Consider the following 16,062-nt stretch of genomic DNA (forward strand, 5'->3'; position numbering starts at 1 on the left):
AATTAACGGTTCTGCCAAACGCTTAATGCGCCCTTTCTGGTGGAGACATATAGTTGTCCATCAATTACGCGTAGTGAACGTACTTCACCACTTGTTTTTGATCGACCAATGAGTTGCCCAGAAGTTGGATCTATTAAGTGTAATACACCATCGAGATCACCAACCACTAGGTCTTGTCCGAGCACAACAGGATTACTGAGCTGACGATTGAGCAAACTATCGTTTTGCCATAATTGCTCACCTGTTGTTAGTGCGTAAGCAGTAATTTTGCCATCTGCTTGTGCAACAAAAACGGTATTATTCGCTACTTCTGGACGTTGAATACTGCTTGCATCTTCACTCCACACCACTTGTTGTGAAGCCAAATCTGTAACAGTGACTTGTCCTTGAAAACTGGTTGTTACAAGAAACTGACCTGCAACAACTGGATCGCCATCAATATCATTGAGGCGCTGAATATCTGAACGGCCATCGCTTACTGCAACACGGCGCTGCATACGCGGTACACCACTGAGTATATCCAGGGCATAAACATAAGCATTTGATGAAGCAATCAATACCGTACGCGGATCGAGTGCAACCGGCGATGCCATTCCACGCAAGCTAAATTGTACATTAGGAAGGTTATATGTCCAAACTTGCTGACCGGTGGCAAGATCATGCGCATACACAGTGCCGTTATTACTGACAGTAATCACACGACCTGATTGAATCAATGGAGCAGATAAAATGGCACCCGACAACTGGGCAGTCCACTTTTGTTCACCCGTCGCCTGATCTAGAGCAAACAATTGACCTTTCTTATTTCCCACAACAACGATGCCTTCGCCCGCCTCTACACCAGAGCTTAAACCCTGTTTAGAAACCTTTTTCTCCCAGATGCGCTGCTTACCTTGATAAGCTGCCACTTCACCTTTTGGATCTAATGCAAAGATTACACCGTTATCCACATCTAAACGCAGACGCAAAGGATCTGCTTCGGATGTTGATGAAACACTTTGAGAAAATACAGGAACAAGACTTTTGGCTTGGACCAATTTAGGTAATGGATTAGGTTTAGCCTCTTCCACTTTAATTTTATTCGTTGAACAGCCAACAAGTGCGAATGTTAAAATTGTCAGCGCAAACGGTATTTTGTATTTTCTATCCATCATGACTCATCCACTTGTGTTTCTAAAATCGGTCGCTCCACATCAGGATCATCAACTAAAACACCGACACTTTCGAGTTTAATTTGTAAAATTTGACGCTCCTGCTTACGTTCAACCAGTGCATCCCATGCACTCTTGTACGATTTTTTAGCATTTTCTATATCATTTTTAGCCACATATACATCACCAAGCGCTTCATCAGCAGTGGCTTTAAAAGCGGGATCTGTCACTGCAGCCAATGTCTTTAATGCGTCATCATATTTCTTTTGCGCAAGCTGAGCATAACCCAGGCGCAGCTTAACCAACTGAACCAAGCCCGCATCATCCAGCTTAGAATTTTCAACTTTTTTCAATGCCCTTTCTGCATGCGCATAATCTGCTTTGTCATACGCCAGTTTAGCCATCAACAATTGCGTTTGAATAGCCTGGGCAGAATTGGGTGCTTCTTTTACAATTTTGTCCGCAGTTGCAGATAAGACATTAAATGCATTGGGATTGCCTTGTGCATTTTTTGCATCATCCATCAACTGTTGAACCTTGGCTGTTTCCATCTGGGATTCAGCCAGGTTTTTCTTCTGCCAATATTCCCATCCGAAAAAGGCAATCAACGCAATTAAAATCCCACTAATCATGGCAGAGCCATATTTTTTAGTGAAAGACTTCAAGCTATCAAGTTGTTCATCATCACTCAATGCGTTCATGTGATTACCTTTTCCTTATGTTTTTTAAGCTTATTTTGAAGAAAATTTTTCAATGAAAAATGGTACAATATCTGCCACAGCAACATCAGTTTGCTCCGCAGTTGCCAATTCTTTCACCGCTAATTGTTGTGCTTCCCATTCACGTTCACCGGCAATCACGGCAAAAATAGCGCCTGACTGATCCGCTTTTTTCATCTGAGATTTCATCGAACCTTGTGAACCCACTTTCAGGCGAATATTGCTCTTTGCCGCTTCCAGCTGGTCACGAATTTGTTCTGCAAGTACCAAGGCTTTCCCTTGTGATGCGGGATCTGACAACAAGAATACTTCACAATCGCGTACAGGAGTATTGTCTTCTACTTGTTCAAGTAGAAGCAGCAAACGCTCAATCCCCATAGCGAAGCCAACTGCAGGTACAGACTGATCAGCCTTCCCTTTCAATTGACCCACCAGACCATCATAACGACCACCGGCACATACCGTTCCTTGTGAACCCAAATGTGTCGTTGTCCATTCAAAGACAGTTTTGTTGTAGTAATCCAGACCACGAACCAGCTTTTGGTTAATGATAAATTCCACTCCTGCATCAGTTAAATACTGCTGCAATTGCGCAAAGTGAGCCAAAGTTTCTTCACCCATAAAGTCGTGAAGTTTGGGGGCATTTTCAAGAATTTTTTGCGTACGTGCATCTTTAGAATCGAGGATACGCAGTGGATTGGTTTCTAAACGACGTTGTGAATCTTCGTCTAAATCACCTTTGTGTGATTCTAAGAATTCCACCAATGCAGCACGATATGCAGCACGCTCATCAGACTCACCTAGAGTATTCAGTTCAAGCTGAACCTTGTCGGCAACTCCCATGCGTTTCCACAAACGTGCAGTCATCAAAATCAATTCTGCTTCCATATCCGGTGTAGCGACACCAAATGTTTCCACACCAAACTGATGAAACTGACGGTAACGACCTTTTTGTGGTTTTTCATAACGGAACATCGGTCCGACATACCACACACGAGGGGTCGCGCCGCGAAGCAGGTTATGCTCAAGCATGGCACGTACACAGCCTGCAGTCCCTTCCGGACGCAAAGTCAAAGACTCAGGTGGATTACCCTTGTCCAAGAAAGTGTACATTTCTTTTTCAACAATATCCGTCGCATCACCAATTGAACGCTTGAACAGATTGGTCTGTTCAACTATCGGCAAACGAATTTGCTGGTAACCATAAGCATCCATAAGCGATGCTAAATGTTGCTCAAGACGTCTCCATGCCGCAGTTTGCGTTGGAAGAATGTCATTAAAACCTTTGATTGCAACAATTGAACTCATGACCTACTCAAAAACTTGTGCGAATAATTTCTTTAGATTTAGCTTCTTCAATCTCTTGAACACGTTGACGAACCATAGTTTCGATTTCATCAACCAATTGATTGGTATCAATTAAATGGCTTTTCTCGCCATTACGATACACCAGTGAACGCGGACTTGCACCGACAACACCGATATCCGCTTCTTTGGCTTCCCCCGGACCATTCACTTTGCACCCGATCACGGATACATCCATCGGGGTACGGATATCTTCCAAACGCTCTTCCAGTGATTGCATCACTTTAATCACGTTGAATTCTTGGCGCGAACAGCTTGGACAGGCAATAAAGTTAATCCCGTTAGAACGAAGCCCCAATGATTTCAAGATATCAAAACCAATTTTCACTTCTTCTTCAGGCTCTGCTGCCAAGGAAATACGCATGGTATCGCCAATACCTTCCATCAACAGACCACCCAAGGCAATTGCTGACTTCACTGAACCAGTCCGGTAAACACCCGCTTCCGTCACACCCAAATGTAATGGATTATCAATTTTTGCAGACAATAAACGGTAGGCATCCATGGTTAAAAACACATTCGATGCTTTCACTGAAATTTTGAATTCCTGGAAATCCAGACGGTCTAAAATATCGATATGACGCATCGCAGATTCAAGTAATGCTTGACCTGTCGGCTCGCCATATTTTTTCTGAATATCTTTTTCCAACGAACCGGCATTCACTCCAATCCGCATCGAAATATCGTTGTGACGTGCCGCAGCAACCACTTCACGAATTTTTGCTTCCGAACCAATATTACCCGGATTGATCCGCAAGCAATCTGCGCCAGCATCGGCCACCGCCAAAGCAATTTTATAGTCGAAATGAATATCGGCAACCAAGGGTACTGTGACTTGCTTACGGATTTCACCGAATGCTGCTGCTGCTTCCATTGAAGGTACAGAAACACGCATGATGTCCGCACCGACATCGGCACAGCGCTGAATTTGTGCAACAGTAGCCGCAACATCACAAGTTTCAGTATTGGTCATACTCTGGATGCTAATCGGTGCATCACCACCTACATAGACGGAGCCAACACGGATTTTACGAGTGGGACGGCGCTTAATCGGATTTTCAATCATTAATATCGCTCTTCTCTTTACCCATTAACGTGACAAACGGAAGTCTGCTTTGCCATTCACTGTATAAGGTGACAACGCAATCTTTTCATTATTTAACGTTAAGGTTACAGCTGATGCATCATCCAGACGAATTTGAAATGGGGTTTCACCATTTAATTTCACTGTCGATGCCTGACGACCTGTTGCCAGAACTTTACCCGTTGAATCTACAATATGCACAGAGGTTGGACGACTAAAATCAAGCTCTAACTGATCACCGGATACAGCAGTTGAATTATCTAAATTCAGCACTTCCACATCAGATTTTGCTGGTGCAATTTCTTGGCTAGCATCTTGATTTGACGACATGTTTTGCATAGTCATCACGGCAGCAATTACAGCTAACAACACGACTAAAGCAATAACAATCCGTTTTAACCATTTCTTGTTACGATCACGATTCGAACCTGGCAATTTGCCCATGATTTTAATCGGTGAATTGTTTAAGGCATGATTTGGCAATAATCCTGTATCATTTTGATAAATTTCATCAAAACGCTGGATGATCGCTGTTGCATCGACCTTTAAATATTTTGCATAAATACGATAGTAACCTTTAATAAAGGTCGCTTCCGGCAAAGCTTTATAATCATCTTGTTCTAAAGCTGTCAAAGTTTTCACTTGCATGTTTAAATCTTTGGCAGCGTCATTTAATTCACGCTTTTGTGCAATTCGAATTTGACGTAAGTACTCACCTGGACGCTGAACATTTCCTAATGCATTGGGTACTACGCTTGAACCATTTGATTGCTGTGAATTAGGATTTACTTCCATACGGCCTCAGTACTGTACTGTAATTGCAGATAACGTTGGTATTCTGGACTCTCCGGGAAAAGCGCACGCAATTGATTGACAAGTACCTGCATTCCCATTGTGTCACTATTTGCCCGTGCATTTCGGATACCAATCCAGAGCGCACGCGCACCTTGATTCTTTTGACCTACACCACGCACAAACTGTTCATACAACTGTGTCGCAGCAGCGGTCTGCTGTTTCAAATAAAAAATTTCGGACAACTCTAACATTGAAATGTAGGAATCACGATTTACTTGTAGGGCTTGTTTGAATGATTTTTCAGCATTCGTCACATCACCCAGCTTTAAATAAATTCGCCCCACATTTTCAAATGCTTTATAGCGTTGATCATAACCCAATGTCGTACCTGCAACATTGAGTTGCTCAATCGCGTCATTATAGCGCTCAATTTGATACAAATAAGTACCGTAGTTGTTACGCGCTTGCGCATTTTTTGAATCAGCAGAAATAGCACGCTTAAAATAAGCATCTGCTTTATCCATACTGATTTTACTGCCTTCTTGTTGCAGTAAAATCCCCATCATCATATTTGCAGCGGAATCTCGAGAATTCATTTCCAGCGCCTGGTCTAAAGTACGCTTTGCCGAATCCAGGTCACCCGATTTAATATATTCTGCAGCCAATTGAGTGCGAACTTTAATTGCTTTTTCTGGATCTTTCTTCACCATTGTTGTCGATGTTTGACAAGCAGTGATAAAAATAGCAGACATACAAATCGTTGTAATAAAAGCTAATTTATATGCGGGCTTTCTCAATTGGCGTCCCCTTTTATTATCCTTGAGAGCGCATAATCTCATTACTTTGCGCAATTTTCTTTTTCCACTGTTCCGCACGACGAGTACGGTCAGCCACTTGACCCACCAGCTGTCCACACGCAGCATCAATATCATCACCACGTGTCTGACGAATCGTACACACAAAACCTGCATCAGACAAAGTTTTTTGGAAAGAAATAATGCGGTTACGGCTTGAACGACCGTAGGGTGCATGCGGGAATGGATTAAATGGAATTAAATTAATTTTACTTGGTAAATTTTTCAGTAGCTTAATCATCTGTTGCGCATGTTCAGGATGGTCATTCACCCCATCTAGCATCACATATTCAATGGTCACATGTTTGCGTGAACTTTCGTTACCATCTTTAGCAATATAACGCTGACATGCAGCAATCAGTTGCTCTAACGGATATTTTTTATTAATTGGAACCAGTTCATTACGCAGCTCATCGTTTGGCGCATGTAAAGAAATGGCAAGTGCCACATCAATATCTTTCACCATTTGGTCAATCTTCGGTACAACACCCGAGGTCGATAAAGTCACACGGCGTTTAGACATGCCATAAGCAAAATCATCGAGCATAATGCGCATTGAGCTAAGAACAGCGTCATAGTTGAGTAATGGTTCACCCATACCCATCATCACCACATTGGTCACTGAACGCTCACGTTCTGCAACAGGCACTTCTTCCATATAAGAATAGTTTGCCATCCACAGCTGACCGATGATTTCTGAAGGTGTTAAATCACGCTGGAAACCCTGTTTACCGGTTGAGCAGAATGAACAATCCAGCGCACAACCCACTTGTGAAGAAATACACAAGGTTTTGCGCAAACCGGTTTTATCTTCTGCCGGAATCAGCACAGTTTCAACCAGTGAACCTTCACCATCACCGACACGGAACACCCACTTACGGGTACCGTCTTTAGAATAGTTACGGTGCACCACTTCTGGCGCTCTGACTTCACAAATCTGTTCCAGTTTTTCACGAAGTTTGCCTGAAACATTGGTCATTTCAGCAAAATCAGTCACAAAGAACTGATGAATCCATTTCATCACCTGACCAGCACGGAATTTCTTCTCACCAATATCTTCGAAGAATTTTTCCAGTTGCGGACGTGACATGCCGAGTAAGTTCACTTTTTCTACAGCATTTTGCTGTATCGGAGTGGATGGAGATGGTTGCTGTGCATCAGAAATTGCAGAGACAGCGACGACTTCAGTACTCATGTGTAATTACCTAAACCATGTCTAAAGATGAAAGGAGAAGCTCAATAATCGAGCAAAATTTTATTCAAAGAATAAAAAAACCAGATAAGTATAATAACACTTATCTGGTTTGAATACTTCGAATTAACGAGTACGTGGGCAGATCTCAGTTTGAGCGAAGAAGTAGTTAACTTCACGATCAGCAGATGCAACTGAGTCAGAACCATGAGCAGCATTTTCGTCGATGCTTACAGCGAAATCTGCACGGATAGTACCAGGAGCAGCGTCTTTAGGGTTAGTTGCGCCCAAAATATCGCGGTGAGCAAGAACAGCATTTTCGCCTTCAAGAACAGATACTACAACAGGACCAGAAGTCATGAACGCAACTAGGTCACCGAAGAAACCACGTTCTTTATGCTCAGCGTAAAAGCCTTCAGCTTCAGCTTGAGTAAGGTGTTTCATTTTAGTCGCAACGATTTTAAGACCAGCTTTTTCGAAACGAGCAAAGATGTCACCAACGTTGTTTTTGCCAACAGCATCTGGTTTAACGATAGATAAAGTACGTTCAATAGCCATGATTGGCTCCTTATGTCAATTTGACGAGAAAATTTTGCCGCATTATACCGAGATAATCAGCAAGTATCAGCTTTTGATATGTAAAAAATAGTTTTTTTCAATTTACCGATTAACGAACTTCGTCAATCCATGCCAATTGAATCCCTTCCAATAGACCTTCAGTCGATTTTTCTGGATCATCTTTAAAGTCTGGCAATGCACAAACCCATGCATGCAAGTCGGTAAAGCGAATCCATTGTGGATCGACATCTGGATGTGCTTCAGAAAGTTCAATGGCAAGATCAATGGTGTCAGTCCAACGTAAACCCATGGGTGTTCCTAAACGTTAAATGAATGCCCTACTTTAACAAATTCCTAAAATCGTAAAATAGGGTTTCGATTTTTAAAAAGACATTTTATAACACGATATTTAAAAATGGCGCGGTAAAAATAATGCCGGTTGCGACCAATACCCCAATCAGGGCACCCACAATGACATCACTTGGGTAATGCAGTCCCAAAACCATACGGGATATAGCCACCAAAAGCGTAAAAGGCAACATCAAAACAAGTAACATCGGCTGGATATACCCCATCACCGTACTCGCCATAACAGCATGCAAGGTATGTCCGGAAGGAAAGCTGAAGTGATCTAGCGGTTGTTCTTGCAATAGAACCACCTGATGTACTTGATAAGGTCGAGGACGCGTGGTTTTCTGTTTTAAAATTTTATAAATTGCAGAACCTACAGAGCCACCAATCAAAAGATAAAGTAATTGTTCGATATAAAACGTATCTTCCAATACCCACAGACTTGCCAACATGAGGCACCAAAACAAACCGTTGCCAAGACGGCTAATGATTTTAAAAAAATAGGCAACAGTGTGTGAATGTGAAAAATGATTCAGATACATACATCCTTTTAAGTCGAGATCTAACATCGTTATTATTGCTTTTTTTAATTTCATGATGATTCTCCTTTAAGCTTCTGCTTTAAATTCAGGATGTCATTTTTATCTCTCTGGCAACGCCATACAGTGCCTGCTCGAACTGCCGTACCGGATGTTGCCATCCTACATTTAGCACTGTTTCACGGGCTTGCATTCCCATGAGTTTCAACTGTTGATTATTCGGTAGTTGATAAATTGACTGAATCAGTTTATCTATTTGCCCTAAAGGACTTAACCACCCAGTTTCACCGTTTTTTACATGCAAATGTGCACTGGCATAATCATAAGCAATGACTGGTAAACCACTTGCCATTGCCTCCAACACCACATTACCAAAGGTTTCCACTTGACTGGCAAATACAAAAACATTGGCACTTGCATAGGCTTGCGCTAAATTCAGACCGGTTAAATTTCCGGTAAAAATAACATCATGACTTTGACATAACATTTCCAGACGACTCCGATCTGGCCCATTACCTACAATCACCAGTTTTACATCTTGCTGAGTTACTTGCTTCATAGCGATAAAGGCATTTACCAGAACATCTATTTCTTTCTCAGGAGACAGTCGTCCTACATAGAGCATCACCAGGGTCTCTGAAGTCGCTTTCCACTGTTGACGCAAAGCACTCAAACTATGTTCTGGAGAAAAACAAGCAACATCTACACCACGTCCAACAATAGCCAAAGGACAACGCACACCAAACTTTCTTAAAATATATTCTGTATCTTTACCGGGAATACATGTCAGTTGTGTATTGTTATGAAACCAACGTAAATAGCGCTGAATGGGCTTAACCAAAAAAGCTAAATCGAAAAAGCGACTAAATTCTTGAAAAGGTGAATGGAAGCCACTTGAAACAGACATACCTTTGCTTTTTGCAGCTTGCAAAACACTCAAACCCAAAGGCCCTTCGGTAACAATATGCACAACATCCGGTACAAATTCATCCAGCGCATGTGATACTTTTAAAAATTGTGGCCAACCAAATTGAAGGCTTGGATACTTAGGAATAGACTGTGCTTTGACCAGACATTCTTGATTGGGTAAAAAATCACAACATGCGTGTTGTTGCTCTGGCCGAATCAGTAAAATTTTATGACCTTGTTTTTGTAAACCTTTGCATAATTGTAGTAAAGATAGGGCTACCCCATTAATTTCTGGAGGCCAAGTTTCAGTAACAATGGCTATTTTTAGGCGTGGACGAACCAGTTCTTTTAAAACTTGAACATCATCAAACGAAATATCCTGCTTTCTTTGCTTAAAATAAAATTGAAAGCTTTCTGGAAAATTTTGGTGTTTTAGCAGCCTGGTCGCATACAAATTTGTCATACAACACCTGTGTCGTTATTTTAATCCTAGCTTAGGTGTTGTTTCTTTCAGTTTGATGATAATAAGACCTCAAATTTAATAATGAATATATTTCTTTATCGAATTTGTCTGCTTCCATGGAAAAAATACTCCCTGCTATAAGAAAACTTTATCAGGGCTTTATGAACATATTCCCCATACCCACCTAATATATAAGACTGACATATAAACTATCTTTATAAAGCCCTGCTGGCGTAGAGGCAGTGGGCTGTTCCGCTAATTGCACTAGTACAACAAATTTAGTTTGATCGGCTGCCGGTTGAGAGATGAGGGTATTCCATCTTGAAGATGTTGCACCCGAAATAAACATTTGTGTTCTTATTTTATGATTTCGATCACTAACCAAATAGCTATTTCCAGCAGGACTGGTTAAATTTCGAGAACTGAATTTAATCGCATAATTACTATCACATGCCACTGAAAATGATGTAGCTGCCTGACTTAAGTAAGAAGAACTCAGTTGAAGTTGTGATGCTGTGGCTTTTTCAATCTGACATCGGCCAGCATAACCAAGCTTACTAAAACACATGGCTAATATAAGTAGACCTAATTTAAATTTCATTTTATTTCTCCATTTATTTGCAATTAAGATTTATCACCTTATCCGCCGTATTTGGATTCTCAGTAACCATTAACTGTGCTGAACAGGTTTTTAAATCATTTGTTTTTATTTTCACATTATAAGTTTTAGGAATTAAGCCATACAAAGTAACCGTACCGTCTGATGAAATTGGATATACCTCCCCTCCATCATTATCAATATGTAATTCAGAACCAGCTATAAATGTTTTATTATTAATATCTAAAGGACGAACCGTAACTTGCTTCGCATGAAAAACCGGAAAATTAATAACATAGCCGCGCTGATTAAAGGCTGTAAGCTTTTTGCTTAAGTATGGAATTTTATCCTCTATCGGCAACTGATTTTGATCAAATCCAATATCATAATTTACGTAAGGAATAATATCATGAATAAATGCATAGCCTTTTTTATTGGTCTTATTTACTACCGATAAAGAGCGTAAAATATCAACATTTTCATAATCACCTACACTCACAATAGAAAAAGCATTATCGACAAGCTTTGTAAAACTTAAACTATTTTGTAACCAAACTAATCCCCCACGATAATTTAATTGTGATTCTCCTTCATTATCACCTTCTATATGATAAAAATTTAAATCACCAACATTAGTTTTTAATCGACCTTTTAGGTTATAAAAATTCTCTTCATTTCTCCGGTTTATCCCTGCTTCATATTCAAAACCAACTTGATTGGCATTACTCTTAACAAATTGTAATTTAGTATTATCATCTGTTGAATGACTAAAATAGATAGCTTTATCATCATCAAAACTATAACTAAAAGTTAATATTGCGCTCGCATCTCTCTCTTCACCAAATGAATTATAATAACCCAACCCTAATGTCGCCTTCCTACCCAAACGCCGATTAAAACCAATACTAAACGTTTTACGGTCTTCCTGTAAAAAAGCAATATTATCTTCAGGAACTATTGAACCTTTATGATAATTTTGCTCTGCATAATTAAAGAAAATATTTTGTAAGACAGGTACATTACTCATTCCGCCATAAATTAAATGCTCAAATTTAGGATAAACAGATACCCCATTTAGATCATCCCCTAAAAATTTAAAATTTCTTTCTGTATATTTTGAACTTGCCCCTAATGAAAATCGACCAAAGTCCTTACTGGCTGATAATCCATATGAATAATTAAATTGATTACTATCATGTGATGCCTGAACTATACTATCCAATACAACATAATGACTAATGGCTTGAGTCCACATTAAACCCAAGTTTTGTATTTCATCACTGTAGAGAAAATTAGAACCAAGTGTCGTTGTATTTGATAAGCCGCGCCTGTAATAGAAATTAGAAAAAAAATCACGATAATCATCACTTTTAATATTGTAATTGTAACGCAACTTACCTAATGAAATATTATATTCACTTAAATCAGGACGCAATAAACGGTTTGTGACTAATATAGGAAAACTTTGGACACTTCTATTTCCTAAAACATCTTCGACAACAATTTGTGCATTTCCGGCTTGTTGAATTTGAGCACCCGTCTGAAGATTAAATTCACCCGGACTGACCTTTTGACTATAAATGCTTACACCATTAATATATAAATCAACGGTTGATGGAAGACGAGCGCTTCCTTGTAGCGCAGGAGTATTCCAATAAATAAAATTTGGTCTTTCTGTATAATTAGTTCCCCAACTCAAACCTGCAAATCGTAATGAATTAATAAGTGGATTAAATACAGTGGTAGTATCACCTAGTGTAAGGCGTGTCATGTTACTAGGAATTTCAAAATCAATATTTGTACTTAATCGATTAAAAAAATCACCTGCTGGTGTATTTTGATAAGCAACTGAATTTCTAAAAATCCAATAATCTTTAAAAATCCCTAAATCAGCTAAACCATTATATGAATTATCAATTTCACCATCCATACGATTATTTAAATAGGTTAAATCATAATTTATAAAACCTCCTAAACTTGCTTTTTCTGGTATCGTATTCATGTCTAAAATATTTGAAGAAGATGTAAAAAGTGTAGAAGGTACTGTTAGTTTAATAGCCTGAATAGAACTATCAAATTGAGATTGAATAGAGTCACCTGAAACCAAACAAAAATTATTTCTAGATGTTAATCGCAATAATTTATTTATATTAATATTTCGGTTTGATAACTCATTGCATTCAACATAAAATTGTTCATTATATTTCAACAAAACTATATCAGTATTGTGATCTAAATCGTTGATCCATAAGTTTGCAAAGCTTTCTTCTAAGTTATTTTCACTTGCATTAACATTAAAAATGAGAAATATATTTATTAATATTAAGACCCCTTGGTTTGATTTCATAGGAAATCCCCTAAATAAAAATTATTCCATAAATTTAAGCTCTACCATTTCATTTGACTTATCCGTCTGTAATTTAACATTATAATTATTAATATCTTGTATTTTTAGCCCCTTCAGGTCATAAGAAAGACTTTTATTAGCAAGTGCATAGCCCAAGGTATCACTTTTAAAAATTTCTTTTTTATTCGAGTCAATAATTTTCAAATTGGCAATTTGAATGTGGGAATTTGCCTTATTCCATACAATTAACTTATCATTTTCAATATTGAATTTTAATTTAATATCATCTTGTTTTCCAATAAACAAAGGTAAATTAAAGTTAAGTAAAAAAGTAATCGATGACTCTTTTACAGCTTGAGGTATTTCTTCTACCAAAATTCGCCAAGTACCCTCTTGTTTACCGGCCAATATAGATTGCGTAGGACGATTAAATCCGATCCGAATTACCTGTTTTCCTTTTGGTTGCAGGATAAAACTCCTAGGATTAATAATTAATGCATCTTCTGGCTCTAATACATCTTCCCCATTCTTATTCTGATCCCATTTATATGCCTTTACTTCAAAAAATTTTTTTTCAGTTTCATTTATAGATTCAAGAGTTAAAGTCGTCGTTTTTTGCTTAGCATCATTCAATATATACATCTGAACAGGATCTATTGAAACATCTGCCTGTACACCCGATATAAATAAAATAAAAGTGGCCAAAAATATACTTATAGTTTTCATTTAATTATATCCTTATTATTTTTATAATAAAAACCTAACCCAACACTTGCGTCAGGTTAGGTTTATTTAGCTATTAATAGTAAGCTTTAATCAGGTATTTATCGTTATAAATACCTGATTTTTGTGAAGCACTTACTGCTGCATTAGTTACTTTGAGAGTAAATACGTCAGTAGCTTCACCCGCATGATTTGAATTACCTAAACCAACAGCAGCCACCTGACCTGATTTAGTAGTAACAATCGTAGTAGAAACTTTTGCAGTTGGATCTGATTCATGTTTTACAAAGGTCGTATTACTAGTACCTGCATTTGCTGTTTGTAAATTCAAAACATAAGGAGTATTTGTTGTAATTGAATAGTTAGTGGTCTGAGTTCCTCCCGCAGCACTGAGAACAATTCCTTGGCCACCAGTAACAACACATTTTTTCTTAATATCGAGGGTGATTGGAATTTCTTTTTCACAACCTAAAGTATTACACTTACTCCAGTCAACAGGTGGCTTAGGATCGTAACCACCTCCACGATCTTCATCTCCTGCATACACACTTGTTGCACACACACCAAAGGCTAAGGCTGCTAAGGCTGCTTGAGTCATTTTATTCATAACTTTCTCCATTTCTTTATTTTAAAAGAATGTATTTATTTGATTTTCACGATTACGTTTGTAACTCTTCTTATTATGAGTAAGATCTCGTAACCGTTCATCTATCTTATTACTATTAATTCAAAAATTTAAAAAACGTTCTTATTCACAATATATTTTTTATTTTCTAATTATCATTATAAATATATCTAAAATCCTATTTTAATTAAGTTTTATTTTAAAAAATATTAAGATACAATTCTAATTTGTTTCTAATCATGTCTAAAATAATCAGTAAAAATATTAAAAATATATTAAACCCCATAAACATATGATTAATATATGTTTTATAAAACATCATATTCTTACGTAAAACATCAACAAAGTTACATAATTTACAAAATACTGTAATTCAATGCATGCTTCTTAATGATTTTGTGTTTTATTTATTGTTTTTATATTCATTTTCAAATAAGTCTATATTATTTTAATTTCATGTACCCATTCTTAAACACTAGACTAAAAAAAATACAAGCAACTGAAATAATTAAAAAAATCTTTCCAACAAGAAAATACTTATTATAATTTTAATTTATTGACTATCTTTATTGAATTCTAGGATTTTATAAGTAGTAAGTAACCATAATTATTTAAATTCGGTAGATGACAATTTTTTAATAATTTCTTTCCAGGAAAATCCATTATGATATTAAAAATATTTTTAATATTCACTCAATTAATAGCATTTTATTTTTTATAAGCCTCAAAGAGTAATTGAGCATTCTAAAGATTAAATTTTTAAAACCAATAAGTTTAATAAAAATGTATTTTTAATCTGCTTTATATAAAAACTTGATATTAAAGATTATCCAGCTTAAACACTTAATTTGATTTAAATCCAATCTCTATATTAAACCTGTTAAAAATTCACCCTTATTCCATCCGATTCAATAAACCATTTTTCACTTGATATAGCTGACCATCTCCAAAATCAATTTGTTGTTTTTCTCCATGTAGTTTTGGAAATCCTACAATCTTTTCAAGTTGAGGAGAGCGCTGAAACTGCTGCGTTTTTGGATTAAAGATCCAGTAAATATAACGCTTCTCCTGAATGGTTCGTTCACCTGAAATATCTGACAACACAAGGTCGTAATATCCATCAAAATTAACATCCATATAACCGAGACTTTTTGGAAATGCACTAAATCCTGTCAGAGTTTGTGCAATATTATTATTATTTTTATTCACAATATCTACTCGTTTGAGTACCGAACCATAGGGTTGGTTAATATCTTCCAGACCATAAAATTTAAAAATGAAATTAGGTTTATCTGAAACTTTTATTGCAGGCTCAAACTGAATAGATTTTCCTAAAGCATCCTCACTCTCCACAAATATCGCTTTAAGATCACCGCTATTGGCATTGAGCATCCCTGATAATTGATAAACCCTATTTGTTATATTTTCAGAGTCGGCATCGACAGATTTTAAATTCAGCTGATCCCCCTTTTGCAATCCTTTTAAGTTAATTGTCTGAGTTTCAACAAGGTCATATAGCGTGGCATGCGGATTCCAAATACCTGCATACAAGCTAAGGAAATATCTCCCCTCACTCGAACGCAACATACGTTGCATGGACACACGAACGTTATTGAGTGGCTTGTATTCTGGAGTATTCAAAGCTGTTTCAGCAGCACTCAGGCTTGAAAAAGCAAATGCAGCCATACAAAGCAATAATTTAATTTTCATTGTTCAGCACACTCAATAATGCGGACGATTGTGAGTACTGTATCACAAAAAAACCGCTCAATTGAGCGGCCTTTTTGTA

Annotated in this window: 16 protein-coding genes; all 16 read right to left on the bottom strand. The window is 37.7% G+C overall.

The features are described from left to right. Positions 1 to 2: 2 nt before the first annotated feature. Entirely contained in the window at positions 3 to 1,151 is a 1,149-nt protein-coding gene (gene bamB / locus E0H80_RS03380; RefSeq protein WP_131363593.1) for an outer membrane protein assembly factor BamB, read from the bottom strand. Beyond that, positions 1,151 to 1,852: a YfgM family protein gene (locus tag E0H80_RS03385; protein ID WP_131363150.1), complete on the bottom strand. Its 702-nt coding sequence runs from the start codon at positions 1,850 to 1,852 to the stop codon at positions 1,151 to 1,153. The genes bamB and E0H80_RS03385 overlap by 1 nt, the downstream gene beginning before the upstream one ends. Before the next feature lie 30 nt (positions 1,853 to 1,882). Then, a complete protein-coding gene (gene hisS / locus E0H80_RS03390; RefSeq protein WP_131363152.1) occupies positions 1,883 to 3,178 on the bottom strand; it encodes a histidine--tRNA ligase in 1,296 nt (431 codons plus the stop codon). A gap of 7 nt (positions 3,179 to 3,185) precedes the next feature. Then, entirely contained in the window at positions 3,186 to 4,301 is a 1,116-nt protein-coding gene (ispG, locus tag E0H80_RS03395) for a flavodoxin-dependent (E)-4-hydroxy-3-methylbut-2-enyl-diphosphate synthase (RefSeq protein ID WP_131363154.1), read from the bottom strand. Between the two features lie 24 nt (positions 4,302 to 4,325). Beyond that, positions 4,326 to 5,114: a helix-turn-helix domain-containing protein gene (locus E0H80_RS03400; protein WP_131363156.1), complete on the bottom strand. Its 789-nt coding sequence runs from the start codon at positions 5,112 to 5,114 to the stop codon at positions 4,326 to 4,328. Next, complete coding sequence (pilW, locus tag E0H80_RS03405; protein WP_131363159.1) at positions 5,105 to 5,866, bottom strand: type IV pilus biogenesis/stability protein PilW; 762 nt, start codon at positions 5,864 to 5,866, stop codon at positions 5,105 to 5,107. The genes E0H80_RS03400 and pilW overlap by 10 nt, the downstream gene beginning before the upstream one ends. 61 nt (positions 5,867 to 5,927) lie before the next feature. Further along, positions 5,928 to 7,163, bottom strand: a complete 1,236-nt coding sequence (rlmN, locus tag E0H80_RS03410) for a 23S rRNA (adenine(2503)-C(2))-methyltransferase RlmN (protein WP_131363161.1) — start codon at positions 7,161 to 7,163, stop codon at positions 5,928 to 5,930. Positions 7,164 to 7,286: 123 nt separating this feature from the next. Continuing rightward, positions 7,287 to 7,718, bottom strand: a complete 432-nt coding sequence (gene ndk, locus E0H80_RS03415) for a nucleoside-diphosphate kinase (RefSeq protein ID WP_131363163.1) — start codon at positions 7,716 to 7,718, stop codon at positions 7,287 to 7,289. A 109-nt stretch (positions 7,719 to 7,827) separates the two neighbouring features. Continuing rightward, a complete protein-coding gene (gene iscX / locus E0H80_RS03420; protein ID WP_067866409.1) occupies positions 7,828 to 8,028 on the bottom strand; it encodes a Fe-S cluster assembly protein IscX in 201 nt (66 codons plus the stop codon). Positions 8,029 to 8,113: 85 nt separating this feature from the next. Then, positions 8,114 to 8,665 (bottom strand): phosphatase PAP2 family protein, encoded by a 552-nt coding sequence (locus tag E0H80_RS03425; protein WP_131363165.1) that lies wholly within the window; start codon positions 8,663 to 8,665, stop codon positions 8,114 to 8,116. Positions 8,666 to 8,696: 31 nt separating this feature from the next. Then, complete coding sequence (locus E0H80_RS03430; RefSeq protein ID WP_131363167.1) at positions 8,697 to 9,980, bottom strand: glycosyltransferase family 4 protein; 1,284 nt, start codon at positions 9,978 to 9,980, stop codon at positions 8,697 to 8,699. Positions 9,981 to 10,164: 184 nt separating this feature from the next. Continuing rightward, complete coding sequence (locus E0H80_RS03435; protein WP_131363169.1) at positions 10,165 to 10,581, bottom strand: hypothetical protein; 417 nt, start codon at positions 10,579 to 10,581, stop codon at positions 10,165 to 10,167. Positions 10,582 to 10,594: 13 nt separating this feature from the next. Next, entirely contained in the window at positions 10,595 to 12,925 is a 2,331-nt protein-coding gene (locus tag E0H80_RS03440) for a fimbria/pilus outer membrane usher protein (protein WP_131363171.1), read from the bottom strand. Positions 12,926 to 12,946: 21 nt separating this feature from the next. Beyond that, positions 12,947 to 13,651, bottom strand: a complete 705-nt coding sequence (locus tag E0H80_RS03445; protein WP_131363173.1) for a molecular chaperone — start codon at positions 13,649 to 13,651, stop codon at positions 12,947 to 12,949. A 73-nt stretch (positions 13,652 to 13,724) separates the two neighbouring features. Continuing rightward, entirely contained in the window at positions 13,725 to 14,255 is a 531-nt protein-coding gene (locus E0H80_RS03450) for a hypothetical protein (protein WP_067866396.1), read from the bottom strand. 912 nt (positions 14,256 to 15,167) lie between these two features. Next, positions 15,168 to 15,983, bottom strand: a complete 816-nt coding sequence (locus tag E0H80_RS03455; protein ID WP_131363174.1) for an XAC2610-related protein — start codon at positions 15,981 to 15,983, stop codon at positions 15,168 to 15,170. Positions 15,984 to 16,062: the final 79 nt, after the last annotated feature.

It is taken from the genome of Acinetobacter sp. ANC 4779 (genome assembly GCF_004331055.1).
Lineage (GTDB): Bacteria > Pseudomonadota > Gammaproteobacteria > Pseudomonadales > Moraxellaceae > Acinetobacter.

What these genes read in the sequence shown, in the direction of transcription:
- E0H80_RS03450 (WP_067866396.1), bottom strand. Translation starts at nt 14,255, where the DNA reads ATGAATAAAATGACTCAAGCAGCCTTAGCAGCCTTAGCCTTTGGTGTG.
- pilW (WP_131363159.1), bottom strand. Translation starts at nt 5,866, where the DNA reads ATGTCTGCTATTTTTATCACTGCTTGTCAAACATCGACAACAATGGTG.
- E0H80_RS03440 (WP_131363171.1), bottom strand. Translation starts at nt 12,925, where the DNA reads ATGAAATCAAACCAAGGGGTCTTAATATTAATAAATATATTTCTCATT.
- ndk (WP_131363163.1), bottom strand. Translation starts at nt 7,718, where the DNA reads ATGGCTATTGAACGTACTTTATCTATCGTTAAACCAGATGCTGTTGGC.
- E0H80_RS03435 (WP_131363169.1), bottom strand. Translation starts at nt 10,581, where the DNA reads ATGAAATTTAAATTAGGTCTACTTATATTAGCCATGTGTTTTAGTAAG.
- rlmN (WP_131363161.1), bottom strand. Translation starts at nt 7,163, where the DNA reads ATGAGTACTGAAGTCGTCGCTGTCTCTGCAATTTCTGATGCACAGCAA.
- E0H80_RS03445 (WP_131363173.1), bottom strand. Translation starts at nt 13,651, where the DNA reads ATGAAAACTATAAGTATATTTTTGGCCACTTTTATTTTATTTATATCG.
- E0H80_RS03425 (WP_131363165.1), bottom strand. Translation starts at nt 8,665, where the DNA reads ATGAAATTAAAAAAAGCAATAATAACGATGTTAGATCTCGACTTAAAA.
- ispG (WP_131363154.1), bottom strand. Translation starts at nt 4,301, where the DNA reads ATGATTGAAAATCCGATTAAGCGCCGTCCCACTCGTAAAATCCGTGTT.
- E0H80_RS03385 (WP_131363150.1), bottom strand. Translation starts at nt 1,852, where the DNA reads ATGAACGCATTGAGTGATGATGAACAACTTGATAGCTTGAAGTCTTTC.
- E0H80_RS03455 (WP_131363174.1), bottom strand. Translation starts at nt 15,983, where the DNA reads ATGAAAATTAAATTATTGCTTTGTATGGCTGCATTTGCTTTTTCAAGC.
- iscX (WP_067866409.1), bottom strand. Translation starts at nt 8,028, where the DNA reads ATGGGTTTACGTTGGACTGACACCATTGATCTTGCCATTGAACTTTCT.
- hisS (WP_131363152.1), bottom strand. Translation starts at nt 3,178, where the DNA reads ATGAGTTCAATTGTTGCAATCAAAGGTTTTAATGACATTCTTCCAACG.
- E0H80_RS03430 (WP_131363167.1), bottom strand. Translation starts at nt 9,980, where the DNA reads ATGACAAATTTGTATGCGACCAGGCTGCTAAAACACCAAAATTTTCCA.
- E0H80_RS03400 (WP_131363156.1), bottom strand. Translation starts at nt 5,114, where the DNA reads ATGGAAGTAAATCCTAATTCACAGCAATCAAATGGTTCAAGCGTAGTA.
- bamB (WP_131363593.1), bottom strand. Translation starts at nt 1,151, where the DNA reads ATGGATAGAAAATACAAAATACCGTTTGCGCTGACAATTTTAACATTC.